Origin of the sequence: Roseibium sp. (assembly GCF_965229775.1) — a bacterium.
In the GTDB taxonomy this organism is placed as follows: domain Bacteria; phylum Pseudomonadota; class Alphaproteobacteria; order Rhizobiales; family Stappiaceae; genus Roseibium.
The window spans coordinates 3,305,723-3,330,942 of the sequence record NZ_OZ245929.1; the positions used below are offsets into that span (position 1 = coordinate 3,305,723).

A 25,220-nucleotide genomic window follows, 5' to 3' on the forward strand; every position below is an offset into this window, starting at 1 on the left:
AGTCCGCAAACACAAAAAACAGACGGGGTCTTGGTGATCGCGCACCCGATGCACGTGCCGCGATCCGGGTTGGGAACACATGAAACGCTATGCAGTCCATAGAACAGCTTCCGCGCCGGCGAGCCGCACGATCGCTTCGGTCGCGCTTGCGATCACGGTCACTGCGTTCGCAGCGAAGCGTTTCGGTTTCATCGACGCAGACGTTTTCGTCCTGTCGCTCTTGTTTTCCGCCTGCATCGCGCTGCTTGCGCTCCTGGCCGCATGTGTTGCCTTTCAGCGGATCTGGCGCAAGGGCGGCCCGGGTGTTCCGGCGGCCTTGACCGGGGTCTTCCTCGGGCTTGCGGCGCTTTTCCCGCCGGCGGTTGTCGTCGGAATGCTGATCACGAGTGGCGGCGTGAACGATATCGCGACCAACCCTGTGGACCCCCCCGAACTGAAAACCCAGGCCCTGGCCGAACAGCAGCCGTTCTTGAACTGGACAACGGATCTTCTCAGGACCAAGGCCTATCCACTCTTGTCCGAGCTGTCACCGAAAGCCGCTTTCCAGGGCCTTGAACCGGATCGCCGGGCAGTGGATATCGTTCCGCGCAGGTACAGGATTGCACCCGGTCAATTGCACGTTGCCGGTGCCAAGGCGCTGGAAAACCTGAACTGGACGATCGTCGATGAGTTGCCGCCCGACCTGCTCGACGCCGCGACCCGGCTTCAGGCCGAAGGGGAAACGCGTGTCCTTGGCCTGAAATTCGACGTGGCGTTGAGAATACGCCCCGACACGGTTGGAGCCCTCCTGGATGTGCGTTCGAGGTCCAGAACGTCTTTGCGGGACCTGTCCACCAATGCCGGGCAGATCAGGACCGTTTTCGACGAGATCGATCGTGTTCTGCTGGAAACCTACGGAAACCTTGCCCGCCTGTCGGTTGAAGAGGGCGAGGAGGAAGAGGAGCTGCCGCCGGTTGTTCTCGAAGATCAGAGAGAGGTCATTCCGCTGCCCGGCTTCAAGCCCTACTTCGAGGATGGCGAGACCACCGATCCGGAGGCGTCGGACCTGCCGGACCTGGAAGGCTGACCGTCTACCGGGTTGCCTTGAAACGGGCGGAAAGCGAAATGTCTGGACGTGCGGTCGCCAGTCCGCGCTCGGCAAGATCCTCCAGATGCGCAAAAACCGAAAGTGATGCCGCCGGATGGAGCGACGGGTCGACGGACGCGTAGAGCGTAGCGACGATCTCCGGGATAGATCTGTCCACCGCCGAAATCTCCGACAGAATGGACTGTTCGCGCTGCAGGCGGTGCTGCTTCAGATCCGCGACATAGGCTGGCGCGTTGTCGATGTGTCCGCCGTGCCCCGGGTAGTAGGTCTGTTCCGGCCGCGCCAGAAGTGTCTCGAGCGACGCCATGTAGTCCCGCATGGACCCGTCGGGAGGTGCGACTATGGAGGTAGACCATCCCATCACATGATCCGCTGACAGGAGCACATCTTCCCCGGATATGGCAAAGCAGAGGTGGTTCGCAGTGTGACCCGGTGTTGCAATTGTTTCGATGGAGACTTCGCTTGCGTCGTAAACGTCACCGTCCCGCAGCAGCTGATCGGGTTTATGATCCTTGTCACCGCTGCTGTCGAGCGGATTGACCTCGTTTTCCATCAACGCCCGTGCAGCCCGGTGCGGACCGCAGCCGACAATCGGCGCACCGGTCCGGCGTTGCAGCAAGCGTGCGCCCGGTGAATGATCCATATGCGTGTGGCTGACCAGGATAGCGTCCAGCACGCTTCCCTGGATCGCGCTGAGGATGGTGTCGATATGATTCTCCAGCGCGGGCCCCGGATCGACCACCACGGTCCGCCTCGTTCCGATCAGGTAGGTGTTGGTGCCCCGGAAGGTGAATGGACCCGGATTGCGGGCAGTCAGTCGCCGGAGGCCGGGAAGAAGTTCGACGGCGGTGCCGTGGTCAGGATCGAAATCGAGATTGTGTTTCATTTTGTCCGGCGGAACGTCTCGGTCGGATGGAAAGGAGCGTCTGTCTTCATGAACGTCCGCCAACGAACAGCCTTTGGCAACTCCCAATCTCGACCTGGAACAGTGCCGCCCCGCCGTCATTCGTCTGACGTCCGAATCAGCTAGTGCCTCGGAAAGTGCCGGGATCGTCTGGAAAATCTGGACCAGTCTTGGGGGCGCGGGCGCGGTTCTTCATCGAATGAAAAGAAAGCTGATGCACTTCGGACACAGAATATTTCTTCTTCGTGGGCTAGAATGAATTGAAAATGACCAAGGCTCAAAACCGGGAACGTGGTGTTTTAGACATGGTAGATGATCAGGAATGCCGGTTCGAAGTTGTCCTGGGTCTGCCCCGGGAACGGGCATTCTCGCTCTTCGTCGACAGGCTTGACACCTGGTGGACGTCGCCGTTCCGGGATGCCGGTGAAAGCAGGGTCGAGCCGCATATCGAGCCCTGTGTGGGCGGGCGCTGCTACGAAATCGACGGCAACGGCACCAGCCGCAGCTGGGGAACTGTGCTTTCGATCGAGCCGCCGATCTACATCCGCTTGGCGTGGCAGGTCTCTCTGGAGGGGGAAGAAGTCGCCGATCCTCTCACCGCCAGCCGGGTGATGGTCAACTTCCGGGAGGCTGGAGAAAACACCCGGGTTGAGATCGTTCACACCGAGTTCCTGCGCCATGGTGAAAACGGTTCGGACTATTGTGCTTTCATGCGGCAAGAGAACGGATGGCCCCGGATGATATCCGGATTGAAATCCGCGGCGCAGACAACATCCTGGCAATAACTCGCAAAGAGCGCATGCCAATCGCATTGCTGTCGCTTCGCTGACATGGAAGCTGTGGTAAGGCAGCAGCAGCCTTTGTCCCAAAACCTGATTTCGACCTTGCAAATTACTGAGGCGACGAAATAGTGTGCGGCAATTGAGGCGTAACCCACAGGTTTCCGATCTTGCGCTCGTTTTCATGTCTTCCATGTCTGTAGAGGAAACGCCCGAAGGGCATCCCCCCGCATCGCCGCTCACCAGGATCGGCGAGGCGCGCTGGATCCTTCTGACCGCCCTTTGTGCGGCACTGGCTGCCGTCCTGATGTTCCAGGTGCCGTTCTGGCCTGCAGCGGGCGCCGTCTTTCTGATGACCGTCGTCGCCGCCTTTGTCCCCAGACGGTCCGCGAGCAGGCGCGTGAAACTGAACACCCAGCGCGAGATCCGGCGGATGTGGCCGGGCACGGGCATGAAGGTGACGGTCGACGCCCTGCCGACACCGTGCTTCGTCGCCGACGGACGCGGGATCACGCGCTACGTCAATGCCAAGGCCCATGCGATTTATGAGGGTGTGAAGCCGGGGGATCCGTTGTCGTTTTCGCTGCGCGCGCCGTCATTGCTCGAGGCGTTTGACCGCGTGTGCAGTTCCGGGAAGGAAGAGCGCATATCCTGGATCGAAAAGGTGCCGACCGAAACCTGGTACGAAGCGCATATTGCCCCGATCTACATGCCCGGCTCGGCAAACCATGGGCGCACCCATCTTCCGGACTTCATTCTGGTGGTCATCCAGGACCTGACGGAAAACCGGCGTCTGGAGCGCATGCGAACCGACTTTGTCGCAAACGCGAGCCATGAATTGCGCACACCCCTGGCATCGCTGACGGGGTTTATCGAAACGATACAGGGCCCTGCAAAAAACGATCCTGCCGCCCAGGACCGGTTCTTGTCGATCATGCTGGACCAGGCGGCGCGCATGCGCCGGCTTATCGACGACATCCTGTCTCTCTCGCGAATCGAGCTGAAGGCCCATGTGCGGCCGGTGACCGTGGTCGACCTTGCGGAGATCGTGCGCCACACGGCGGATGCACTGTCGCCCCTCGCACGCGACCTTGATGTCGACATCCGGATTGACCTGCCGGACGGGCCGACGAGACTGCGGGGGGACCGCGACGAGCTCATTCAGGTTGTGGAAAACCTGATGGAAAATGCGCTGAAATACGGCAGTTCCGGCAAGTATGTCGACGTCTCGCTGCGTCTGATGCGGGAGACGGAAGTTGCTCCGATGTGGGTCTTCTCGATCCGGGACTACGGGGAGGGCATACCGAAGGAGCATCTGCCCAGGCTGACCGAGCGGTTTTACCGCGTCGACGTGGAGTCCAGCAGGGCCCTGAAGGGGACCGGCCTGGGACTTGCGATCGTCAAGCACATCCTGACCCGCCACAAGGCGCGTATGGAAGTGGAGAGCGAGCCGGGTGAGGGCGCGACCTTCAAGATCTACCTTCCGGCTCTTGAGGAAGCGGAAGACCCGGCCGAGCACTCTCAAAGAAGCTAGCACGTGCAAGGGTTGCCGCGTCTGCAATTGCCCCACCGTTAATTGGGTGAAGGACTCAGGTACTCGGAAATCGGATGTGACTTTCTGTGTCGCAGTTTCTGACACAAAACAGTCAAATTATCCATAAAGCTATTTATTTTCAATTAGTTAAATTGTCACACAACTGATAAGAAACTGTCATAGAACTCTCATCCACGGGGCCTAGGGTCCCCGCATCGTCCACGCACGTAACGCGTGGCGACTATCCATAAACCTTGACATTCAAAGGGAGTGGTCAAGTGAAATTTACGACCCTCGTAAGCGCAACTGCCCTCGCGGTTGCATCCACTGCATTCGTTGGCGCAGCCCAGGCTCGCGACCAGGTCCAAGTTGCTGGTTCTTCCACGGTTCTTCCCTACGCTTCCATCGTAGCGGAAGCTTTCGGCGAAAACACCGACTTCCCGACGCCGGTTGTTGAGTCCGGTGGGTCTTCCGCTGGCCTCAAGCGTTTCTGCGAAGGCGTTGGCGAAAACACCATCGACGTTGCCAATGCGTCCCGCAAGATCCGCGACAAGGAAATCAAGGCCTGTGCCGAAGCCGGCGTCAAGGACATCATCGAAGTCCGCATCGGTTACGACGGCATCGTGTTCGCGTCCCAGAAGGACGGCCCTGCTTTCACCGCCTTCGAACCGGTTGACGTGTTCAATGCTCTCGGCGCCAAGGTCCTCAAGGACGGCCAGATCGTCGACAACCCGTACAACACGTGGGCCGAGTTCAATTCCGATCTGCCGGATGTCGACATTGCTGCCTTCATCCCGGGCACCAAGCACGGCACCCGCGAAGTCTTCGAAGAGAAGGTTCTTGCAGTTGGTTGTGAAGAGTCCGGCGCCCTGAAGGCCATGATCGACGGTGGCATGTCTGAAGACGACGCTGAAGATGCCTGCATCGCGGTTCGTCGTGACGGCAAGTCCGTAGACATCGACGGTGACTACACCGAGACCCTCGCCCGCATCGACACCAACCCGAACGGCATCGGCGTTTTCGGTCTCGCGTTCTACGAGAACAACACCGACAAGCTTAAGGTTGCGACCATGAGCGGCATCGCTCCGTCCACCGAGACGATCGCATCCGGTGAGTATCCGGTTTCCCGCCCGCTGTACTTCTACGTCAAGAAGGCGCATATCGGCGTGATCCCGGGTCTGAAGGAATACGCTCAGTTCTTCATCGCTGACGAAATTGCCGGTCCTCAGGGCCCGCTGGCACAGTACGGTCTGGTTTCCGACCCGGAGCTGGCTGCTGTGCAGGCTTCCGTCAACAACGAAGAAACAATGAAGTAATCGAGCCCTTGCTCGATCGAGGGGCGGCAGTTTCCGCCGCCCCTTTTTCTTTTCGCTTTTCGTTACATTTCCGGGGGAGCAAATGCCTTTGTTCTGGCTCATCTTGATCGTGCTTGCCATCGCTGCGGTGGGGTACGTTCTGGGGCGGTCGCGGGCCATGTCCAGCGCCGGGGGGGAGCTCTCAGCTCTGCATTCCCTGCCGTCCTATTACGGGGCAAACGTTGCGATGAAGGTGGTTGTCCCTGCCTTCCTGCTCCTCATTGTCTGGCTGCTCGCGCAGCCGTTTTACGTTAACAGCGTCATTTCGGGCATGATTCCCGAAACGTCGATCGAAGAAGGGTCGTCCCGGGGGCTGGTGCTTGCCGAGGTGCGCCGCGCCGCGAGAGGCCTTGACAATGTCGTTGCAAGCGGTGCGATGACCGAGGAGTTCGCGCGTAACGCCCGCGCCGACTTCGCCGATATCAGCGCACGCCTCAGGGATGCCGGCCAGATCGTGACGTCCGAGATCACGCAACCGATCCTGCGTGCCGCGCAGCGCTATCGAATTCTGAATTCGACCGGCAACCTGATCATGTCGATCGTGGTCGTTCTGGTCGCATTGTTTGGCGCGTTCTGGGCGCTGCGAGAGACCAATGCAGAGTTCAGGGCCCGCAACGTCGTCGAGCAGGGCATCAAGGCGATCCTGATCGCGGCGGCCTCCATCGCCATTTTGACGACGATCGGAATTGTGCTCTCGCTGGTGTTCAATACCTGGGAGTTTTTCCGGCTGTACCCTGCTTCGGATTTCTTTTTCGGTTTGACCTGGTCGCCGAGTTTCTCAGGACGCGGCAGCTCGTCTCAGCTCGGCATCCTGCCGTTGCTCTGGGGCACGTTTTACATTTCCATCGTTGCGCTGCTTGTCGCCGTGCCGATCGGCCTTTTCGCCGCGGTCTACCTGTCGGAATATGCCGGGCCGAAAGTTCGTGCCGTCGCCAAACCGCTGCTCGAGGTTCTGGCCGGTATCCCGACCATCGTCTACGGCCTCTTTGCGCTTTTGACGGTCGGCCCGCTGCTTTTGTCCGTCTTCGGCAACGAGGGATTGGGAATCATGCAGGCCGGAACGGCGGTCATGACCGCGGGCCTCGTCATGGGCATCATGCTGATCCCCTTCGTGAGTTCGCTGTCGGATGACATCATCAACGCCGTGCCGCAGGCGATGCGCGACGGTTCATACGGTCTTGGAGCCACCAAGTCCGAAACGGTGCGCCAGGTGATCCTGCCGGCTGCGCTTCCCGGGATCGTCGGTGCGATCCTGCTCGCGGCCTCGCGCGCCATCGGCGAAACCATGATCGTGGTGCTCGGCGCCGGTGCCGCCGCGCGTCTCAGCCTCAATCCCTTCGAGGCCATGACGACCGTCACCGCCAAGATCGTCAGTCAGCTGACGGGTGACGCGGACTTTGCCTCACCGGTTGCGCTGGTCGCCTTCGCGCTCGGCATGACACTCTTCGTGATAACCCTGGGTCTCAATATTGTCGCACTCTACATCGTGCGCAAATACCGGGAGCAGTATGACTGATGACCGACGCAACACTTCCTCCCGAGACATCCGCATCACCCGCAAAAGATCCGGGGCAGCCGAAGTCGCTTTACGCGCTCGATGATCTGACGCGCAAACGCAACGCCGCGGAAAAGCGCTTCCAGGCCTACGGCATCGGGGCGATTCTAATCGGACTTTTCTTCCTTGTTGTCCTGGCCTACGCGATCATTTCGCAGGGCGTCCCGGCCTTCTCGCGCACGGTGGTCGAGGTCGAATTCACTCTGACCCAGGAACAATATGAAGAAGCCGAAGGCACGTTGTTCAAGACCAGGGCCTATGAGGAGATCTTCATCAACGCCCTGTCTGGTCAGCTTCAGGACAGCGGGATCGAAACGCCTGTTGAACCGGAAGCCATCGAGCGCATCGTCGGCAAGCCGGGCAGCACCATCCGCGAGTTCTTCCGCGAAAACGAGGACCAGCTGGGCCAGCCGGTCCGGTTCGACCTCGCGGCGTCATCCAGGGTGGACGGCTACATGAGCGGCCGGATCACCCGTGAGGGCATGACCGACAGCCGCTTCCTGATGTCATCGGATCTGGACGTCGTTGACAATCTGGTCGAGGCCGGCGTCATCAAGACGGTGTTCAACTGGCCGTTCATCACCGGTGCCGATGCAGGTGTCGACAACGCGGCTGCCGCAGGCATTGGCGCTTCCGTGATCGGGTCATTCTTCATGATGCTGGTGGTGTTGTTCCTGTCGCTTCCGATCGGGGTCGCCGCATCCATCTATCTGGAGGAATTCGCCCCGCAGAACAGGTTTACCGACCTGATCGAGGTGAACATCTCGAACCTTGCCGCCGTTCCCTCGATCGTGTTCGGTATTCTGGGCCTGGCGGTGTTCATCCAGTTCATGCATCTGCCGCAATCCGCGCCGCTGGTTGGCGGACTGGTGCTGACGCTGATGACGCTGCCGACAATCATTATCTCCACGCGTGCGTCGTTGAAGGCGGTTCCACCGAGCATCCGCGATGCTGCGCTCGGTGTCGGGGCCTCCAAGATGCAGGCGATCTTCCACCATGTGCTTCCCCTGGCCATGCCCGGTATCCTGACCGGCACTATCATCGGCCTTGCGCAGGCCCTGGGTGAGACGGCGCCGCTTCTCCTGATCGGCATGGTCGGTTTCGTTGCGCGCGGATACCCGGACGGCTTCATTGCCGGTTTCACCGAGCCGAACTCGGCAATGCCGGCCCAGATCTATACTTGGGCAGCACGGTCCGATCTGGCCTTTACGGAGAAAGCCTGGGGCGGAATTATCGTCCTCCTCATCTTCCTCCTTTCGATGAATATTATCGCGATCATCCTGCGCCGCAGGTTTGAGCGCCGCTGGTAAGGATTGCTGCGATGAACGAAATGCCGAGCATTGAACAGGCGAGTGACATGACTGAGAGCAAGATTTCCGCAAACAAGGTCCAGGTCTTTTATGGCGATACACACGCCATCAAGGACGTCGACATCGAGATCCAGCCGCGCTCGGTGACCTCCTTCATCGGTCCGAGCGGCTGCGGTAAATCCACGTTCCTGCGGACCATCAACCGCATGAACGACACGATCGACATCTGCCGCGTCGAGGGAACCATCAAGATCGACAACGAGGATATCTACGATCCGAAAGTCGACCCGGTGCAACTGCGCGCGAAGGTCGGCATGGTGTTCCAGAAGCCGAACCCGTTCCCGAAGTCGATTTACGACAACATCGCCTATGGCCCGCGCATACATGGCCTGGCGCGCAACAAGGCCGAGCTCGACGACATCGTTTCCTCCAGCCTGCAGAAGGCGGGTCTCTGGGAAGAGGTCAAGAACCGTCTGGACGAACCCGGGACCGGCATGTCCGGCGGGCAGCAGCAGCGCCTGTGCATCGCACGGGCAATTGCCGTCAGCCCGGAAGTCATCCTGATGGATGAGCCCTGTTCGGCCCTCGATCCGATCGCAACGGCCAAGGTCGAGGAGCTGATCGACGAACTGCGCGAGAACTACACGATCGTGATCGTGACACACTCCATGCAGCAGGCCGCCCGCGTCTCGCAGCGCACCGCGTTCTTTCATCTCGGTATACTTGTCGAAGAGGGTCCGACCGAGGACATCTTCACAAATCCGAAAGACAAGCGTACTCAGGACTATATTACAGGCCGCTTCGGCTAGGCTAATTTCCGAAATCGGAAGGGGACACAGGATGTCTGAACATACAGTCTCGGCGTATGACGAGGAACTGACGGAAATGGCCGGCAAGGTCGCCGAGATGGGCGGACTTGCCGAGCGCGCGTTTGCCGATGCGGTTTCTGCGCTTGTTTCTCGGGATCACGAGCTTGCCAAAACCACGATTGCGAATGACGAACGTCTTGATGTGCTCCATCAGGACGTCGAGGCGAAGCTCATCGAGATGATCGCACGCCGCCAGCCGATGGGCCAGGACCTGCGCGAAATCACCGCCGCCAGCCGTATCGCCAACGATCTGGAGCGGGTCGGCGACCTGGCCAAGAACGTTGCCAAACGCGCAATTGCGATCGACAGCAATCTCCAGTCCAAGAAACTGGCGATCGGTGTGGAGCACATGACCGAGCTCGCTCTCGGCCAGCTCAAGCAGGTTCTGGACGCGTATACGCGCCGGGACGCGGAAGCCGCACGCCGGGTCCAGGAAGCCGACGCGGAAGTGGACGCGATTTACACCTCCCTTTTCCGCGAGCTCCTGACCTATATGATGGAAGACCCGCGCATTATCACGCAATGCGTCCATCTCCTGTTCTGCGCCAAGAACATCGAGCGCATTGGTGATCATGCCACCAATATCGCCGAGAACGTCTACTTCATGGTGACCGGCGAGCGCCTCCCCGAAGAGCGGGAAAAAGTCGACGAAATGTCAGGCACCGTCTGAACCATCAGGGCGGATTGAATTTGGGCCGGCGCCCTGGTGCCGGCCGGGACAACCGGAGCTAAGTTGAATGCCGAAGGTGCTCATCGTTGAGGACGAAGAACCTCTCAGCCTTCTTTTGAGATACAATCTGGAAGCGGAAGGATATCAGGTGGAATCCTGCGTTCGCGGAGACGAGGCGGAAATCCGTCTGCGCGAAAGCCTGCCTGACCTCCTTCTGCTGGACTGGATGCTGCCGGGGCTTTCCGGAATCGAACTCTGCCGGCGCCTGCGCGCACGCGAAGACACCGAGCGCCTGCCGGTGATCATGCTGACTGCGCGCGGCGAGGAAGCCGAACGCATTCGCGGGCTGTCCACCGGCGCCGACGATTATGTCGTCAAACCGTTCTCCGTGCCGGAACTGATGGCCCGCGTGCGCGCGATCCTGCGCCGCGCCAGCCCGGAAGTCGTCTCCACGATGCTGCGGTCCGGCGACATCGAACTGGACCGCGAGACCCACCGCGTCCGCCGGAACACCAAGGAAATTCACCTTGGACCGACCGAATTCCGCTTGCTGGAATTTCTGATGACCTCGCCCGGGCGCGTGTTTTCGCGTGAACAGCTGCTCGACGGTGTCTGGGGACATGATGTCTATGTGGATGAGCGCACCGTGGACGTCCATGTCGGACGCCTGCGCAAGGCCCTGAACCGCGGAAAGGCAAAGGACCCGATCCGGACGGTCCGCGGTGCGGGCTATGCCTTCAACGACCAGTTCTCGATTGCCAGCTGAAACGCTCGGTACGTCTCGTCAAACCTGACGCTGAAAAAAAATACCCGCTGAAGCAGCGGGTATTTTCGTGGGGCGTTGCCTTACATCTTCGCCGTGATGAACTGTCCTGGCTCTATCGTGACTTCCGGGACGATCGTCATGGGGGCGGAGCCCTTGATCTGCATGTCGATCTGGTAGCGTCCCGCGCCTAGCGGCATCGGCGGCCAGGGATTGCTGGACGTCCTGCTCCAGCTGATCGAGGCTTCGCGGCCATTGTCGAGATTCCTGGCAGTCACTTTGATTTCGCCAGGGATCTGGGTGTCGAACTTGATCCCGGATGTCAGCTTCGCATCGATGAAACCCTGTTCGGGGACGGTGATCTTGCCGAAATCCGCCTCGGTGTGATTGTGTTCGGTCAGCCGCAACGCAAGATCATAGGTGCCGGGGGCCAGGAACACCGGCCCGCGTCCGTCGAACTTGGTTTCAACACCGCTTGAGTCCGTGACCTTGAGATAGGAGATGCTGTCCCAGTCCTCGTTCCAGTAGAGATTGAGGCCCTGATCGAGCGCAATCTGCTGCAGCTTGCCTTTTTCCAGCGAGATCTTTCCGAGATTTACCTCCGAGTGATCATGCTCGCTCTGACGTACAATCAGGGTGTAGTCACCCGGAGGAACGGGCACGGCATCCCAGACCCAGTACCAGGCGGCGGGCTCTCTTTTCCGGAAACCGTTCTCAAGGTCAGTGTCGTTGGTCAGCAGTTGCCAGTAATACGGCCTGTCCTGACCTGCCGGCGGCACAAGCTGGAGACCCGTATCGATCGACACTTCGCTCGTTTGGCCGGAGGAAACAGACACCACTTCGGGGAGCGTCACCTCCTGTGCGCCATGCTCCAGGTGCCGCCAGACGAGCTGGTAAGACCCCGGCATCGCGGTCACGCTGTCTTCGGTGACTTTCGCCATCTCTTCAGCGGTTTCCGGGTTCGTGATTTTCCAGTACTTGGGCATCTGCGCCCAGTCCGCGAGTTTCAGCTTGATCGTACCGGGGCCCGCAATCTGGAGCTGGATCGTGCTCGCGGCTTCCGTGACTTCCGGCGCTTCGACAACGATCTCTTCCTGATTGGAAATGCTCTCGGTGACCTGGGTAAGCGCGGCACTGAGACCAGAGGTATCGTTTGCCGTGAAATACGCGCCGCCACCTTTTTCCGCGACGCACTGCAGCTGTTTTTGCGCCTGAGCATCAACACCGTATCCGACCACGTGGATCTTGAGACCCGCATCGGATTTGTGCAGCGCTTCGGCCAGTGCGCAGGGATCGCCTTCGCAGGTTTCAATGCCATCGCTGACCAGAACGATGGTTCTGTTGTCTTCGTTTCCGGTCAACCTTTCGGCGGCAAGACGCAAGGCGTCCGTGATGGGTGTTTTGCCGCGTGGCGAGATCGAGCCGACCTTGGCTCCGATAACCGCGCCGCCTGCCGTCGAAACAGGGTGCACCACTTCGATATCGGAGCAGTCTGCCTTGCGTCTGTGGCCGTAGGCGATCAGGCCGGCCTTCAGCGAAGCCGGAAGCTTGGAGGTAAGGTCGCCCATCACCTCGCGCGCAGCCGTGATCTTGGGGCGTCCATCGTCGAGGCGGCCCCACATGGATCCGGAGGCATCCAGAATGAACATGGAAGACGGCTCCGCCAGCCCGGGTGTGGAAACAGCCAGGCCGAGCGCAAGCGCGGTCACTGTGGTTTTCGCGATGTATTTCATCCTGATCCTCTAATAATGTATTCGCCTGGAATGTAATATTCCGAATAGGAGATTCAGAGTTCTTGTATAGTTAAGCAACTCTGCATCCGTGATGGCTGTAAGTTAGAAGAGTTTCGGGAATTATCTGTAATATCGGTCACAAAAGCGTATATGAGAGACGCTTCGAGATATCTTTCTCTAGGTAAGGTAAATAAAAACAAAAAACCCGCCAACAGGCGGGTCTTGAGATCATTTGGTCTGCTTCAGGAAGCCTGGGCGACCTTGCGGTCACGGCGCCGGTCGGCGACAGGCTGATACGCGATCTTGCAGTGATAAGTGCAGTAGGGCACGTTCGGGTCCGATTGCCGGCCACAGAAGTAGAAGTCGTCCGTCGCCGGATCCCCGATCGGCCATTTGCAGGTCCGCTCGGTCAGCGTGAGAATTGTGGCTCGCTCGGAAATCGGAACAACCATTTCGGGGACCGGTTCCAGGCGCGGCTTGATCGCGACTGCCGGTGCAGGAGCGGTATCGGCCTTGAGTGCCGTCGCGCCGATGGATTGCGGCTGGTGTTCAGGTTTCTTGGGTGCCCCCCCGGTTGCCGGAGAAGCCGCCCGCGGACGGCGGGGTTTGCCTGCCGAGCTGGACGTCTTGGCGCGCCCCGACAGCCCGAGCCGGTGCACCTTTCCGATGACGGCATTGCGTGTCACACCGCCGAGTTCGCCCGCGATCTGGCTTGCGCTCAGGCCTTCGCTCCAAAGTTTCTTGAGCAGTTCAACCCGTTCGTTCGTCCAACTCATTGCCCGCACCCTTTTGTCTGGCCCTGAGAGCCAATAGTCCCCGTCAGGACGTGCGCCCGCACGCCCAGTGTGGCATATCTTGTGCCTCTGGATGGTTTGTGACACGAGATCTCGTGTCTGATATGCCAAAGGTTACAATAACGTTAAATTGGCAGGCAACCGTTGCACCCAAAGCAGTTGGGGATGAACCGACTTTTCCCCAGTTATGGTAAGTTCTTCGGGAATTTTACGAATTCGGTTTCGCGGCCCCCGCGCGCGCGGCCCATTGACAGATCACCGTGCTGACAGTGTATAAGAAAGGCGCAACGTGCCGCCTCTTCGGGGCGGCACGTTGCGTTTTGGCTTATTTTCACCTTTGAGATGCATCGGTGCGAAACGCACGTTTCGCTGCGAGGATAGGCTTTTCCAGATCCGGGAAGGGCAGCCGTGAACGGCGGCAGGATTTCCCGGTTGAAACCAATCGCAAGGAGCCACTGGCTTGCACTGAAACGCAGGCAGAATGCTCTAGGGAGTTAGACGAGGTTATGTCCGCGACTGCACTATTCGGAAACTACGCAAGATCGAACCTGACATTCGATCACGGGGAAGGTGTCTGGCTGATTACAACCGACGGCCGACGATTCCTCGACTGCGGCTCCGGCATTGCAGTGAACTCCTGCGGGCACAGTCATCCGCATCTCGTCAAGGCCCTGCAGGACCAGGCGGCGAAACTCTGGCACGTGTCCAATCTGCACCAGATGCCCGAGGGCGAACGGCTGGCGCAGCGGCTGACCGAGGCGAGTTTCGCAGACAAGGTGCTGTTCGTGAATTCCGGCGCCGAGGCGATGGAGGCCGCCATCAAGTGCGCGCGCCGCTATCATTATGACAATAGTCAGCCGGACCGGTATCAGATCATCACCTTCGAAGGTGCGTTTCACGGCCGGACGCTCGGCACGATCGCGGCCGGCGGACAGGAGAAATATCTGGAAGGGTTCGGCCCGAAGGCACCCGGTTTCGACCAGGTGCCGTCCGGTGATCTGGACGCCCTCAAGGCCGCCATCGGGCCCCAGACGGCGGCGCTCGCCATCGAGCCGATCCAGGGCGAAGGCGGCATTCGCGAAATCCAGCCGGACTTCCTGCGCGCTTTGCGCCAGATTTGCGACGATCAGGGCATTCTGCTCATTTTCGACGAGATCCAGACCGGTGTCGGCCGGACCGGCAAGCTCTTTGCTCACGAATGGGCAGGCGTCAGCCCGGATATCATGGCGGTCGCGAAAGGCATCGGCGGCGGATTTCCCCTCGGCGCGTGCCTTGCAACCGCCGAGACCGCGACCGCGCTGGCACCGGGCACCCACGGAACGACCTTCGGCGGCAATCCGCTGGCCATGGCGGTCGGCAACGCGGTTCTCGACGTGATCCTGGCAGACGGCTTTCTGGAGGATGTCCAGAAGAAGGGCCTGAGTTTCAAGCAGAAACTGGCCGGTCTCGTCGACGGGCATCCCAAGGTTCTCGATCAGGTCCGTGGCATGGGGCTGATGCTGGGGCTGAGATGTGTCGTCCCTGCGGGCGACTATGTTGCAGCTGCCCGCGAGGCGGGCCTTCTGGCCGTTCCGGCAGGCGACAATGTCGTCCGGATCATGCCGCCCCTGACCATGACCGAGGACGAAATTGCCACGGCCCTGGAGCGCCTGGAACAGGCAGCGCAGAGCGTTGAAGCGAAGCTGGTGGAAGGAGCGGCCGAATGACCGCGAACGGCTCCTACCGGAACTTTCTGGATCTCACGCAGTTCGAAGGTGACGAACTGCGTGCCATTCTTCAGACCGCGAAAAAGATCAAGGCGTCTCGCAACGGTGTCCGCCCCGGCGAGGGGCCGCTTGCCGGCAAGGTCCTGGCGATGATCTTCGAACAGCCGTCGACGCGCACGCGCATCTCCTTTGATGTCGGCATGCGTGAACTGGGCGGCGAAACACTCATGCTGACCGGCGCGGAGATGCAGCTCGGACGCGGGGAATCGATCAGCGACACCGCGAAGGTGCTGTCCCGCTTCGTTGACGCCATCATGATCCGGATCCTGGATCATGACGAACTGAACCAGCTGGCCGAGCATGCCACCGTTCCGGTGATCAACGGCCTCACCAAGATCTCGCATCCGTGCCAGATCATGGCCGACCTGATGACCTTCGAAGAGCACCGCGGTTCCATTCAGGGCAAAAGAGTCGCCTGGACCGGCGACAGCAACAATGTCCTGGCCTCCTGGATCCACGCGGCGCCGCGTTTCGACTTCGAATTGCGCATCGCGACCCCGGCAGAACTTGCACCGCCGCAGGACCTGATAGACGTTGCCCGCGCAAAAGGGGGTTCCATTCAGGTGACCAGCGACCCATATGAGGCCGTCAGGGGAACCGACTGTGTCATCACCGATTGCTGGGTGTCCATGGGCGACGACGATTCCGAAACGCGCCACAACCTTCTGAGCGCGTATCAGGTCAACGAGCGCCTGATGTCGGAAGCGAACGGCGATGCGCTGTTCATGCACTGCCTTCCCGCGCACCGCGGCGAGGAAGTCACGTCGGAAGTCATGGACGGTCCCAATTCGGTGGTGTTTGATGAAGCCGAAAACAGGCTCCACGCCCAGAAGGGCATTCTGGCCTGGTGCTTCGGCAAGGATTGAGGCAAAGCCGACGTGGCATTGAATCTTGAAGAACTGGGTATTGCACCCGCAGGGCTGGACGCTGTCCGGCCCTTTGCCGTCGAGGAACTGGATGTCCGGGGGCGCGCCATCGCGTTCGGCCCCGTGCTGGACAGCATTCTCGGGCGGCACGACTATCCCGAACCTGTCTCTCGGCTCCTGGCGGAAGCCATCGTGCTGACCGGCCTGCTCGGCACGTCGCTGAAATTCGACGGCCGTTTCACGCTGCAGACGCAGACCGAAGGCCCGGTTTCCATGCTGGTCGTGGATTTTGCGTCTCCTGATGCCATCCGGGCATGCGCAACCTTCGACGGCGACCGGGTTCACGCCCTGATGGAAGCCGGGAAGGCGACACCCGAAGCATTGCTCGGTCACGGTCATCTGGCGATGACCATAGATCAGGGTCAGCACATGCAGCGCTACCAGGGACTGGTCGAGCTCGACGGTATTTCGCTTGAGGAAGTCGCGCGGCGCTACTTCGAGCGCTCGGAGCAGATCCCGACGGAAGTCCGTCTCGGTGTCGGCGAACTCTACACGCGCAAGGAAGGCGAGGGCCACGCCAGGTCCTGGACCGCGGGCGGAATTCTCATCCAGTTTCTGCCCGAAGCGCCGGAGCGCCTGAGACAGGCCGATATCGACCCGGGCGACGCGCCTGAAGGCACGACGCCGCACGAGGTGGAAGAAGACGATGCCTGGGTCGAGGCCAAGGTTCTGGTCGACACGGTGCAGGACGATGAACTGACGGATCCGGAAGTCAGCGTCGAGATGCTGCTCTTCCGGCTGTTCCACGAACGCGGTGTCCGCCTGTTCGATCCGCAGCCGCTGGCGGACAAGTGCCGCTGTTCACGCGAGAAGATCGAGGGTGTGCTGGCAGGCTTCAGTGCCGAAGAGATCGAGGAAGTCACCGTGAACGGCAGGATCGAAGTGACCTGCGAGTTCTGCAACGCGACATACGATTTCGAACGCTGATCTCCCGCGCGGCGGGACAATTTTGAGTCTTCAGACACATTTCGTTACAATTTTGAAGGTGTCATCCTGCATGCCATTGCGTATGCGGGACTTGAATTTTGCAGTGCGAAGTAAATCTATCTGCAAGCGCACAGTTCAAATGCCCGATCGAGAGACCGTAGTCCGGAACGCCGACAATGTTGCAGTCCTTGCCTCAGGAACCCGGAAAGGAACCGGTTTCCGAATTTCTCCCCCCTGCCGACCCGCAGCCGGGCAACGGCTGGCGGCGGGTGATGCTGATCCTGAAAGCGCTGCTTCAGGCCCTCATCGCCTTTGCCATTCTGGTCGGCGCGTTCATGGGCATGAAGACCCTCGTCGCGACCAAGCCCGACGTTCCCAAGCGCCCGATCCAGGAGCGAAGCTATGCGGTCGTGACCACGGTTCTGGAGCAGGGCAATTTTGCACCCGACATCCGCGTGTTCGGCGAAACCGCAGCGGGGCGGGAAGTGGAACTCCGCTCGCTTGTTGGCGGAGAAGTCACGGAAGTGCACCCTGATCTCAAGGCCGGCGGCCACGTCTCTCAGGGAGATTTGCTCGTCGCGATCGATCGCTTCGATTACGAAGGCGCCGTGACCGAGGCGGAAGCCAACCTGGCCGAGGCGAAGGCCGGGCTGGTTGAAAGCGAAGGCCGCGTCGAACTTGAAAAGGCCAATGTCGTCAGGGCCCGGGAGCAGCTTGAATTCGCCGAGCGGGATCTGGAACGTGCCGAGGAACTGATCGGGCGCGGTGCGGTAACCGAACGAACCGTTGACGACAGGCGTCTGCTCGTTTCACAGCGCCAGCAGGCGGTTGAGCAGCGTCAGAACTCGCTTGCGCTCGAAGAAGCCAAGGTCGTTCAGCAGACAGCGGCCGTCAAGCGCCTCGAGTGGGGCCTGGAAAATGCCAACCGCCAGCTCGACAACACCATCCTGAGAGCGCCTTTCGACGCCGTCGTGCGCATGGAGGCGGCCGAACCCGGCCGTCTGGTCAGCGTCAATGACGCGGTCGTTTCGCTCTATAGCAGCGATGAATTCGAAGTCCGCTTCACGCTGTCCGACAACCAGTATGGCCGTCTGCTTGCAGAAAGCGGGACCGTGATCGGCCGCCCGGTCAACGTGACCTGGTATCTCGGCAATACCCCGGTGACCTACCCGGCACAGGTGACCCGTGTCGGCGCCGATGTCGCCAGCACCCGCGGTGGAGTGGAACTGATTGCCGCGATCGACAACACGGATGCATCGGTGCCGCTGCGTCCCGGCGCGTTCGTCGAAGTGTCGCTGCCGGACCAGACCTACATGGAAAGTTTCCGCATCCCCGAAACGGGTTACTACGGCGAAGGCACGGTTTATGTCGTCAAGGACAACCGGCTGGAGCCGCGCGAGGTCGAGGCTCTGGCGATCGACGATGGTTTCATTCTGGTAAGAGGCAATCTCCAGCCCGGCGAAACCTTGCTGACGACGCGTATTCCCGAGGCAGGTGCCGGACTGCTGGTCAATGATGTGGCCGCGACGTCGCCCGCAGCACCGTCCGCCGGGACCGGAAGCGATGCTGCGCAAACGGCGGGCAATCGCAACGCCGACGCGCAGTAGACAGGGGTGCGGTGATGAGAGAGATCCGGTCCAGAGGCTTCCTTGAACTGATCGTCCGGCATGCCAACGCCGCCAATCTCATCATGGTCGTCATGGTGCTGTTCGGCGCTTACGGTCTGGCAAAACTGAACACCCAGTTCTTTCCGACGGTGAAGACCGACCGGATATCGGTGTCGATCATCTGGCCGGGTGCGAGCGCCGAGGATGTGACCACGAACATCCTTGAGGTGATCGAACCGGAACTGCGCTTCATCGACGGGCTCGACGAGATTGTCTCCTACGGCCGCGAGGGGGCCGCATCAGTGCAGATGGAGTTCATCGAAGGCACCAACATGCAGCAGGCGCTGTCGGACGTGGAGCAGGCGATCTCCGGTGTCACGACCTTGCCGGTCGATTCCGAAACACCGGTCGTTTCGGCGTCCACATTTACCGACGGCGTTGCAACGATCGCCCTTCGTGGGCCCTTTTCGGAGCAGGCGCTCAAGGTGTTTGCGCGCCAGATGCGCGATGACCTGCTTGCGCGCGGGATCGACAAGGTCGAGCTCTACGGCTATCGCGCACCGGAATACCTGGTCGAGATCCCGGAGCGCGAGCTCAGGCGCCTCGACCTGACCATCTCCGATGTCGCCACCCAGATTGCCGGCAACACCATCGACGTTCCCGCGGGCAATCTGGACGGCGATGTCGAAAGGCAGATCCGCGCCCTCTCCGAAGACCGCTCGCCGGAGGCCGTCGGCAGGGTGGAAGTCAAGTCCTTCGCCTCCGGCGAAAAGACACTTGTCGACGATATCGGTACCGTCGTACGGGACTTCGATTCCGGCGAGAACCAGGGTTTTTCAAATGGAACCCGGGCGATCGAACTGCAAATTCTCAGAACCGAGAAGACCGATACGCTGAAAGCCGCGCAGATCGTCGACGACTATCTGGCCGAGATTTCCCAACAGCTGCCGCAGACGCTCGAAATCCTGAAATACGATGTGCGCGCCGACGCGGTGAAGGGGCGGATTACGCTTCTTCTCGAGAACGGTCTGACCGGCCTTGTCCTGGTGGTCGCGATCCTGTTCCTGTTCCTCAACGCGAGGATCGCGCTTTGGGTTGCCGCCGGCATCCCGGTCGCGATGATGGCGACGCTCGGCATCATGTGGCTCATGGGCGAGAGCATCAACATGATCTCCATGTTCGCGCTGATCATGATGCTGGGTGTGATCGTCGACGACGCGATTGTCGTCGGAGAGCATACGGCAACGCGCCAGAGCATGGGTGACAGTCCGGACGAGGCCGCGGTCAACGGCGCGACCACCATGGTGGCGCCGATCTTCGCGGCAAGCCTGACCACGATCGCAGCCTTTCTCCCCATCCTCCTGATCGGCGATGTGCTCGGCCAGATCATGGGCACGCTGCCCATTGTCGTGATCGCAGTCGTGATCGCCTCGCTGATCGAGTGTTTTCTGGTGCTGCCCGGTCATCTGTCACATGCGCTCGGGAGCCGGCCCGGCTGGAGCTGGTGGCGCGTCGTCATTGTCGCGGGTGTGCCGGCTTTCTTCCTGAGCGCCCTTGTTGCGCAACCGGATATCTCGGTGCCGCCTTATCTCGATGTCGTAGATGACCCCCTGCGCGCCCTGCGGGATGCTGCGGGCGTGGTCGTGTTCGAGATGATTGTCATTGGCGTCTGTTTCCTTGCCGCACTTGCATTCGAGACGCTGCTGATGGCGTTGCGCCGCAGGAAGCAGCAAAGACAGGAGCCGGACAGGCCAAGCTGGTTCCGTCGCGGGTTCGACACCGGTTTCGGCTGGATACGCGACTACCCGTTCCGTGCTTTTGTCTCCCTGGCCGTCCACTGGCGCTACGTGACGCTTGCCGTTGCAATCGCAGCCATGGTTCTGGCGGTGGGGCTCGTCCGCGGGGGCCGTGTCGGTTTCACCTTCTTCCCGTCTCCGGAAGCGGAAAACCTGACCGCATCCATTTTCTTCCACGCCGGCATCCCGGAAGCGGACGCGATCGAAGGCATCGCCCGGATCGAGCAGGCGCTCAAGGATGCCGAGGCCAATCTGACGCGAGACAACGGCGAGACGCTTGTCGTGGCGACATACGCGACCCTCGGCCAGGCGGGCAACAACCGCGGCGACAATGTCGCCAACATATCGGTGCAACTCAGCCGGTCGGAGGAGCGCACGATCCGGACACCCGAAATCGTCCGCGCCTGGCGCGCGGCGCTGCCGGCAATACCCGGCGCAGCCCGCGTCGCGGTCGCCGAAAGGCGCGGTGGTCCTCCCGGACGGGACCTCGATATCCGCCTCACTGGCGCGTCTCTGCAGGACTTGAAGGCAGCGGCCGAGGAACTCCAGGAGGAATTGTCCGCATTCCCCGGCACAAGCGCCGTGGAGGACGATCTCCCCTGGGGCAAGCCTGAACTTCTCGTTGAACTGACCCCGCGCGGCCGTGCCCTCGGCTTCACGGTGGAAAGTGCCGCCCGTCAGATCCGCAACGCCTTTGAGGGCAACATCGCCCGGCGCTTCGCCGAAGGCGATGAGGAGGTGTCCGTAAGGGTCAAACAGGTGTTCGATTCAGACGGCACCGCGGCTCTGAGACAGCTTTCCCTGCGCACGCCTGCCGGCGAATTCGTCCCGCTGACGGAGATCGTCGATCTGACCGATGCGCAGGGCTTTTCCGTCATTCTCCGCCGGGACGGACGCACCGTCGTCACGGTGGTGGCCGATGTCGACAGCACGATCACCTCGAACAACGAGATCATCGCGGAACTGAGCACGGAATTCCTGCCGGCGCTTTCGCAGAGATACGGTCTTGAATATTCCTTCGCCGGCCGGGCGGAAGAGCAGTCGAACGCCTTTTCCGATCTCCTGACCGGCATCTTGATGGCGGTGGCGGGGATCTACATCATCCTGGCGGCGATCTTCGGCAGTTATTCGAGACCGGTCGTGGTGATGTCGATCATCCCCTTCGGTATCGTGGGAGCGATTGTCGGGCACTACCTGATGGGCTTCAACCTGACGATCCTCAGCATGATCGGATTGCTTGGGCTTGCCGGCATCCTCGTGAACAACTCGATCATCCTCGTTGCGCGTTTCGAAGAACGTCTGTCCGGAGGCGAAGATCTGGATGCTGCGGCAATCGGTGCCAGCTGCGACCGTCTGCGGGCCGTGCTGCTGACGTCGATGACGACCATCGGCGGGCTGTTGCCGCTCATGTTCGAAACCAGCCTGCAGGCGCAGTTCCTGCTGCCCATGGCAATCACCATCGTGTTCGGGCTGGCGACCGCGACCGCGCTTGTCCTGGTGCTTGTGCCCGCGCTCGTCATGATCGGTGATGATATCGGCCGGGTCATTTTCCTGAGCAGGCGCCAGAACCGTTCCGCCCTGCCGGGAAGCGGCCGGAGCGTCACACCGGCCGAATGACGGCCTCAATCTGCTGCTGCCCGTTTAACCGGAAATGGACCTGGTGAGACGATCCCCGGTCAATGAACCTGTTTTTCCGGCGGAAGCGCAGCGGAAGGCCGGAACCAGCAACCGCTTGTTTCTCCGTCATCCCATAACCGTCAGTCACTGGGGATACTGGTTCCCGGTCCTGCCAGGCGTCGGTAACCTCTCCCATCGGGAGAGGTCGGCGCGAATGCGCCGGGTGAGGGGACAAAGCATCGTGAGTGTTACAAGCCTTTGATCCCTCACCCTAACCCTCTCCCGGCGGGAGAGGGGCTTTTGTTCGGCCCGTGTGCAACAGTTCTCCGCCTCTTCTCAGAGTGTGGCCTTTGCCAACTTTCTTCTGCTGTGCGGTTTCGCTTGGATGGCTATGGGCCCCGGCCAGTAAACGGTCTCACACGACCCGGATCCCGGCGGCCTCCCGCCCAACCCAGCAAAGCACACTTCAAACACACAGGTTCCCGCTCTTGCCGCGTATAGGGCAAACCGGGGCGACAAATCCGGGTAACCATCCTTTACCCAGACTTTTCGCTGGACGGAATTATGGAGCTTTCAAGACCTGACAGGGTGGACTCAATCCCGGAGTGACGCCGCGAACGCCGCGACCGCGCCTGCGGCACTCCGGATGTTGCCGTCCAGTGTCGCGGGTGACTTGCCGCGCGGGCCGAAATCGTGATTTCCGTCTTCCAGGTAGGTCAGGGAAACAGTGCCCGGCAGCGTCACCGTGTCGAGTTCCGCCTTGGACCCGAACGGGTCCCGGTCGCCCTGCAGGATCAGTACCGGACGCTTGCTTTCCTGAAGCGGCGACAGCCGCCATTCGGCGTCGGGTTTGCCGGTCGGATGAAACGGATAGCCGAAACAGCATATGCCGCGCACCCTTTGGGGCAGAGAACCTCCGCCACCCAGCATGGCCGCGACGCGTCCACCCATCGATTTTCCACCCAGAAGCAGGGGGCCGCTGGCGTCCGCCAGGAGGGTTTGTAGCGCTGTCTGAAACTCGCCGATCAGACGGTCCGCGCGTGGTGGCGGTCTTTTGCTTCCGCCGGTCCGCCGTCCGGCCATATAGGCGAACTCGAACCGCGCAACGGCAATGCCTTCATCGGCGAGCGCATTGGCGAGCTTTTCCATGAAGGCCGAATCCATCGGCGCTCCGGCACCGTGGGCCATCAGCAGCGTGGCTGCCGGTTCGTCTTCGGGGCGGTTCCAGAGAAAGTCGCTCATGGTGATGTGATCTGTCGCAGCTTCTTTTTTGGGAGAGTGGGCTATATTTTCACGAAAGGTGAAATAAAGGTTCCGGTCGTCAGATGCCCTAGCGCGCCTTCCGGACCATGGCAAGGCGCTTTTCCACCCGGTGGACACGAGACCGAATGTTTGAAGAGATCGACATAAACCAGGTGCGCATGGCCTGCTTCGCCGGGATTTTCCTGGTCATGGCTTTGCTTGAGGCGGGTTTGCCCAGGCGTCGTCTGGAAAACGGACGTCTGAAACGCTGGCCGACCAACTGGGGCCTGATCCTGCTGGATTCGATTCTGGTGCGGCTGATCTTTCCGATCGGAGGTGTCGGGCTCGCACTTCTGGCGCAGGAAAGCGGCTGGGGCCTGTTCGGATTGCTTGGCTGGTCGGGCGTGCTTGCCGGTATGCTAACCTTCTTCGCGCTCGATTTCGCGGTCTGGGGCCAGCATGTCGCGTCCCACAAGATCCCCTGGTTTTGGCGGATACACCGCGTCCATCACGCCGACAGCGAAGTGGATGCAACGACGGCGCTCAGGTTCCATCCGATCGAGATCCTGCTTTCATTCGTCTGGAAGGGGCTCGTGATCGTCGCGCTGGGCGGCCCGGTCGAAGCGGTGCTGATCTTCGAGATCGTGCTGAACGCATCTGCCGTCTTCGGACACGCAAATGTCCGCCTGCCCCTGTGGCTGGACAGGCTTCTGCGCCTGGTCATCGTGACGCCGGACATGCACCGGGTCCATCACTCGGTGATCCGTCGGGAAACCGATAGCAATTACGGCTTCTACCTGTCGATCTGGGACCGGATGTTCGGGACCTATGTGGACCAGCCGGAAAAGGGCCACGAAGGCATGGAAATCGGTCTCGGGGCACCGCTCACCCCCAGGGCGCATCAGTTCCCCTTCAGCCTCGCGATACCGTTCCTGGGCAGTTCAAGGACGAAGTCGGAAGAAGCCGAAACGATGGATGTGCGTAGCAATCAGTAAAAGCTGAGCGGAAAATAACGCAGGTAAAGTTCGCGGTAGATGCCTTTTTGCTGAAGCTGCGCCAGCGCGTAGTTGAGCGCGGCCGCACGCTCGGTATCTTCCGGGCGCGTTGCAATCGCCATGCCGCGGTCGAAGAAACCCGGTTCCAGCCAGGGGCCGCCTGCAAAGGCGCAGCAGGACGCGGCGGCCTCGCTGGGGAGCCAGAACGCCAGGCTCAGTCCGTCGCCGAAATGGGCGTCAGCGTCGCCGTTCTTCACCGCGTTTCGCGCCAGGGACACGCTTTCCAGCCCGAGGATATCGGCTCTCGGCCAGAACCGCTTCGCAAAGGCCTCGTAGCGGGACCCGGTCACCACCGCGATGGTCTTGCCGGCGAGCGCCTGCTCGTCGAAATCACCGGCCTTGTCTGCGGCAACCACGAAGCGCGCGGGCAGCTTGAGGTAGTCGTCGGTGAAATTCAGGCGCCGTGTCGCCGGCAGGCCCCGCGAGAGCCCGGCAATGATGGCGTCGCCCTCTTCCTCGTCCAGAGCGGACAGAAGGACGTTGAAATTCTTGATCCGGAGCGCACAGGAGCTTCCAAGTTCCTGGCAGAGCGCGCGCGCCAGATCGACATTGAAACCGGTCAGGCGGCCCTGCGGGTCGCGGAACACGAAGGGCGGGTGGTTGTCGGTCGCCAGGAACTGGATCTTGTCCGGTATGGAGTTCGGCCGGTCGCTGACCGCCTTGGGATCCCAGAAATTTGGCACGCGCACGCCCTCGTTCTGCGCAAGACCTTGAGCGGGCAGCAGGGAGGTGAAAAGAAGCGCGATCAGGAACGCAACCGGATGTATCTTCATGAATGCTGGATCGTGAAACCGCTATGATTGTCTGTAACTCGGGCGACGGGTCACATAGCGCAGCGCGCGCGAGTCACCGTCCGTGCCCAGGATGATACCGCAAAGTCAGCCTGCTGGGCAAAATGAGAATGCGCACGCCGGCGCGGCCCGGAACAATC

20 protein-coding genes are annotated in these 25,220 nt (G+C 60.8%); 15 read left to right on the forward strand and 5 right to left on the reverse strand.

Annotation, left to right across the window (positions count from 1 at the left end; genetic code table 11):
- The first annotated feature begins 79 nt into the window (after positions 1–79).
- On the forward strand, positions 80–1,066 hold the full coding sequence (locus ACO07N_RS15020; protein WP_421981792.1) for a DUF1499 domain-containing protein: 987 nt from the start codon (positions 80–82) through the stop codon (positions 1,064–1,066).
- Positions 1,067–1,070: 4 nt separating this feature from the next.
- Here the strand turns inward: ACO07N_RS15020 and ACO07N_RS15025 are convergent, their stop codons facing one another.
- Positions 1,071–1,973, reverse strand: coding sequence for an MBL fold metallo-hydrolase (locus tag ACO07N_RS15025; RefSeq protein WP_421981793.1), 903 nt, complete (start codon positions 1,971–1,973; stop codon positions 1,071–1,073).
- A 323-nt stretch (positions 1,974–2,296) separates the two neighbouring features.
- Here ACO07N_RS15025 and ACO07N_RS15030 point away from each other — a divergent pair, with 323 nt between their 5' ends.
- From ACO07N_RS15030 to phoB, 8 genes are all read left to right on the forward strand, one after another.
- On the forward strand, positions 2,297–2,776 hold the full coding sequence (locus tag ACO07N_RS15030; protein ID WP_421981794.1) for an SRPBCC family protein: 480 nt from the start codon (positions 2,297–2,299) through the stop codon (positions 2,774–2,776).
- 187 nt (positions 2,777–2,963) lie between these two features.
- Positions 2,964–4,304, forward strand: a complete 1,341-nt coding sequence (locus ACO07N_RS15035) for an ATP-binding protein (protein ID WP_421981795.1) — start codon at positions 2,964–2,966, stop codon at positions 4,302–4,304.
- Positions 4,305–4,582: 278 nt separating this feature from the next.
- On the forward strand, positions 4,583–5,620 hold the full coding sequence (locus tag ACO07N_RS15040; RefSeq protein WP_421981796.1) for a substrate-binding domain-containing protein: 1,038 nt from the start codon (positions 4,583–4,585) through the stop codon (positions 5,618–5,620).
- Positions 5,621–5,702: 82 nt separating this feature from the next.
- Positions 5,703–7,175 (forward strand): phosphate ABC transporter permease subunit PstC, encoded by a 1,473-nt coding sequence (gene pstC / locus ACO07N_RS15045; RefSeq protein ID WP_421981797.1) that lies wholly within the window; start codon positions 5,703–5,705, stop codon positions 7,173–7,175.
- Positions 7,175–8,524, forward strand: coding sequence for a phosphate ABC transporter permease PstA (pstA, locus tag ACO07N_RS15050; protein WP_421981798.1), 1,350 nt, complete (start codon positions 7,175–7,177; stop codon positions 8,522–8,524). Before pstC ends, pstA begins: the two co-directional genes overlap by 1 nt.
- A gap of 11 nt (positions 8,525–8,535) precedes the next feature.
- Positions 8,536–9,333, forward strand: a complete 798-nt coding sequence (gene pstB / locus ACO07N_RS15055; protein WP_421981799.1) for a phosphate ABC transporter ATP-binding protein PstB — start codon at positions 8,536–8,538, stop codon at positions 9,331–9,333.
- A 31-nt stretch (positions 9,334–9,364) separates the two neighbouring features.
- On the forward strand, positions 9,365–10,063 hold the full coding sequence (gene phoU / locus ACO07N_RS15060; RefSeq protein WP_421981800.1) for a phosphate signaling complex protein PhoU: 699 nt from the start codon (positions 9,365–9,367) through the stop codon (positions 10,061–10,063).
- 67 nt (positions 10,064–10,130) lie between these two features.
- Positions 10,131–10,829: a phosphate regulon transcriptional regulator PhoB gene (gene phoB, locus ACO07N_RS15065; protein ID WP_421981801.1), complete on the forward strand. Its 699-nt coding sequence runs from the start codon at positions 10,131–10,133 to the stop codon at positions 10,827–10,829.
- 80 nt (positions 10,830–10,909) lie between these two features.
- Here phoB and ACO07N_RS15070 read toward each other — a convergent pair whose 3' ends face one another.
- The gene (locus tag ACO07N_RS15070) at positions 10,910–12,559 is read right to left on the reverse strand and encodes a vWA domain-containing protein (protein WP_421981802.1); all 1,650 of its coding nucleotides are present in this window, start codon (positions 12,557–12,559) and stop codon (positions 10,910–10,912) included.
- 242 nt (positions 12,560–12,801) lie between these two features.
- Positions 12,802–13,335, reverse strand: coding sequence for a GcrA family cell cycle regulator (locus ACO07N_RS15075; RefSeq protein WP_421981803.1), 534 nt, complete (start codon positions 13,333–13,335; stop codon positions 12,802–12,804).
- Positions 13,336–13,859: 524 nt separating this feature from the next.
- Between ACO07N_RS15075 and ACO07N_RS15080 the strand changes: the two genes are divergently transcribed.
- The 5 genes from ACO07N_RS15080 (at position 13,860) to ACO07N_RS15100 (ending at position 21,992) form a co-directional block, all read left to right on the forward strand.
- Positions 13,860–15,059 (forward strand): aspartate aminotransferase family protein, encoded by a 1,200-nt coding sequence (locus ACO07N_RS15080; protein WP_421981804.1) that lies wholly within the window; start codon positions 13,860–13,862, stop codon positions 15,057–15,059.
- Positions 15,056–15,985 carry an ornithine carbamoyltransferase gene (argF, locus tag ACO07N_RS15085; RefSeq protein ID WP_421981805.1) on the forward strand — a complete coding sequence of 310 codons (930 nt, stop codon included), beginning with the start codon at positions 15,056–15,058 and terminating at the stop codon, positions 15,983–15,985. Before ACO07N_RS15080 ends, argF begins: the two co-directional genes overlap by 4 nt.
- A gap of 12 nt (positions 15,986–15,997) precedes the next feature.
- Positions 15,998–16,972, forward strand: a complete 975-nt coding sequence (locus tag ACO07N_RS15090) for an Hsp33 family molecular chaperone (RefSeq protein WP_421981806.1) — start codon at positions 15,998–16,000, stop codon at positions 16,970–16,972.
- 176 nt (positions 16,973–17,148) lie between these two features.
- Complete coding sequence (locus ACO07N_RS15095) at positions 17,149–18,579, forward strand: efflux RND transporter periplasmic adaptor subunit (protein WP_421981807.1); 1,431 nt, start codon at positions 17,149–17,151, stop codon at positions 18,577–18,579.
- A 14-nt stretch (positions 18,580–18,593) separates the two neighbouring features.
- The gene (locus tag ACO07N_RS15100) at positions 18,594–21,992 is read left to right on the forward strand and encodes an efflux RND transporter permease subunit (RefSeq protein ID WP_421981808.1); all 3,399 of its coding nucleotides are present in this window, start codon (positions 18,594–18,596) and stop codon (positions 21,990–21,992) included.
- Between the two features lie 594 nt (positions 21,993–22,586).
- On the opposite strand, the gene ACO07N_RS15105 is transcribed toward ACO07N_RS15100, so the two are convergent.
- Complete coding sequence (locus tag ACO07N_RS15105; protein WP_421981809.1) at positions 22,587–23,234, reverse strand: alpha/beta family hydrolase; 648 nt, start codon at positions 23,232–23,234, stop codon at positions 22,587–22,589.
- Between the two features lie 146 nt (positions 23,235–23,380).
- Here ACO07N_RS15105 and ACO07N_RS15110 point away from each other — a divergent pair, with 146 nt between their 5' ends.
- Positions 23,381–24,229 (forward strand): sterol desaturase family protein, encoded by an 849-nt coding sequence (locus ACO07N_RS15110; protein WP_421981810.1) that lies wholly within the window; start codon positions 23,381–23,383, stop codon positions 24,227–24,229.
- Here ACO07N_RS15110 and ACO07N_RS15115 read toward each other — a convergent pair.
- On the reverse strand, positions 24,223–25,062 hold the full coding sequence (locus ACO07N_RS15115; protein ID WP_421981811.1) for a transporter substrate-binding domain-containing protein: 840 nt from the start codon (positions 25,060–25,062) through the stop codon (positions 24,223–24,225). The genes ACO07N_RS15110 and ACO07N_RS15115 overlap by 7 nt on opposite strands.
- Between the last annotated feature and the right edge of the window lie 158 nt (positions 25,063–25,220).

Bases quoted from the DNA above. Each gene is read 5' to 3' on its own strand.
- phoB (WP_421981801.1), top strand. From the start codon at position 10,131: ATGCCGAAGGTGCTCATCGTTGAGGACGAAGAACCTCTCAGCCTTCTT.
- ACO07N_RS15115 (WP_421981811.1), bottom strand. From the start codon at position 25,062: ATGAAGATACATCCGGTTGCGTTCCTGATCGCGCTTCTTTTCACCTCC.
- ACO07N_RS15095 (WP_421981807.1), top strand. From the start codon at position 17,149: ATGTTGCAGTCCTTGCCTCAGGAACCCGGAAAGGAACCGGTTTCCGAA.
- argF (WP_421981805.1), top strand. From the start codon at position 15,056: ATGACCGCGAACGGCTCCTACCGGAACTTTCTGGATCTCACGCAGTTC.
- ACO07N_RS15020 (WP_421981792.1), top strand. From the start codon at position 80: ATGAAACGCTATGCAGTCCATAGAACAGCTTCCGCGCCGGCGAGCCGC.
- ACO07N_RS15035 (WP_421981795.1), top strand. From the start codon at position 2,964: ATGTCTGTAGAGGAAACGCCCGAAGGGCATCCCCCCGCATCGCCGCTC.
- pstB (WP_421981799.1), top strand. From the start codon at position 8,536: ATGAACGAAATGCCGAGCATTGAACAGGCGAGTGACATGACTGAGAGC.
- ACO07N_RS15080 (WP_421981804.1), top strand. From the start codon at position 13,860: ATGTCCGCGACTGCACTATTCGGAAACTACGCAAGATCGAACCTGACA.
- ACO07N_RS15105 (WP_421981809.1), bottom strand. From the start codon at position 23,234: ATGAGCGACTTTCTCTGGAACCGCCCCGAAGACGAACCGGCAGCCACG.
- ACO07N_RS15100 (WP_421981808.1), top strand. From the start codon at position 18,594: ATGAGAGAGATCCGGTCCAGAGGCTTCCTTGAACTGATCGTCCGGCAT.
- ACO07N_RS15075 (WP_421981803.1), bottom strand. From the start codon at position 13,335: ATGAGTTGGACGAACGAACGGGTTGAACTGCTCAAGAAACTTTGGAGC.
- ACO07N_RS15070 (WP_421981802.1), bottom strand. From the start codon at position 12,559: ATGAAATACATCGCGAAAACCACAGTGACCGCGCTTGCGCTCGGCCTG.
- phoU (WP_421981800.1), top strand. From the start codon at position 9,365: ATGTCTGAACATACAGTCTCGGCGTATGACGAGGAACTGACGGAAATG.
- ACO07N_RS15110 (WP_421981810.1), top strand. From the start codon at position 23,381: ATGTTTGAAGAGATCGACATAAACCAGGTGCGCATGGCCTGCTTCGCC.
- ACO07N_RS15030 (WP_421981794.1), top strand. From the start codon at position 2,297: ATGGTAGATGATCAGGAATGCCGGTTCGAAGTTGTCCTGGGTCTGCCC.
- pstA (WP_421981798.1), top strand. From the start codon at position 7,175: ATGACCGACGCAACACTTCCTCCCGAGACATCCGCATCACCCGCAAAA.
- pstC (WP_421981797.1), top strand. From the start codon at position 5,703: ATGCCTTTGTTCTGGCTCATCTTGATCGTGCTTGCCATCGCTGCGGTG.
- ACO07N_RS15025 (WP_421981793.1), bottom strand. From the start codon at position 1,973: ATGAAACACAATCTCGATTTCGATCCTGACCACGGCACCGCCGTCGAA.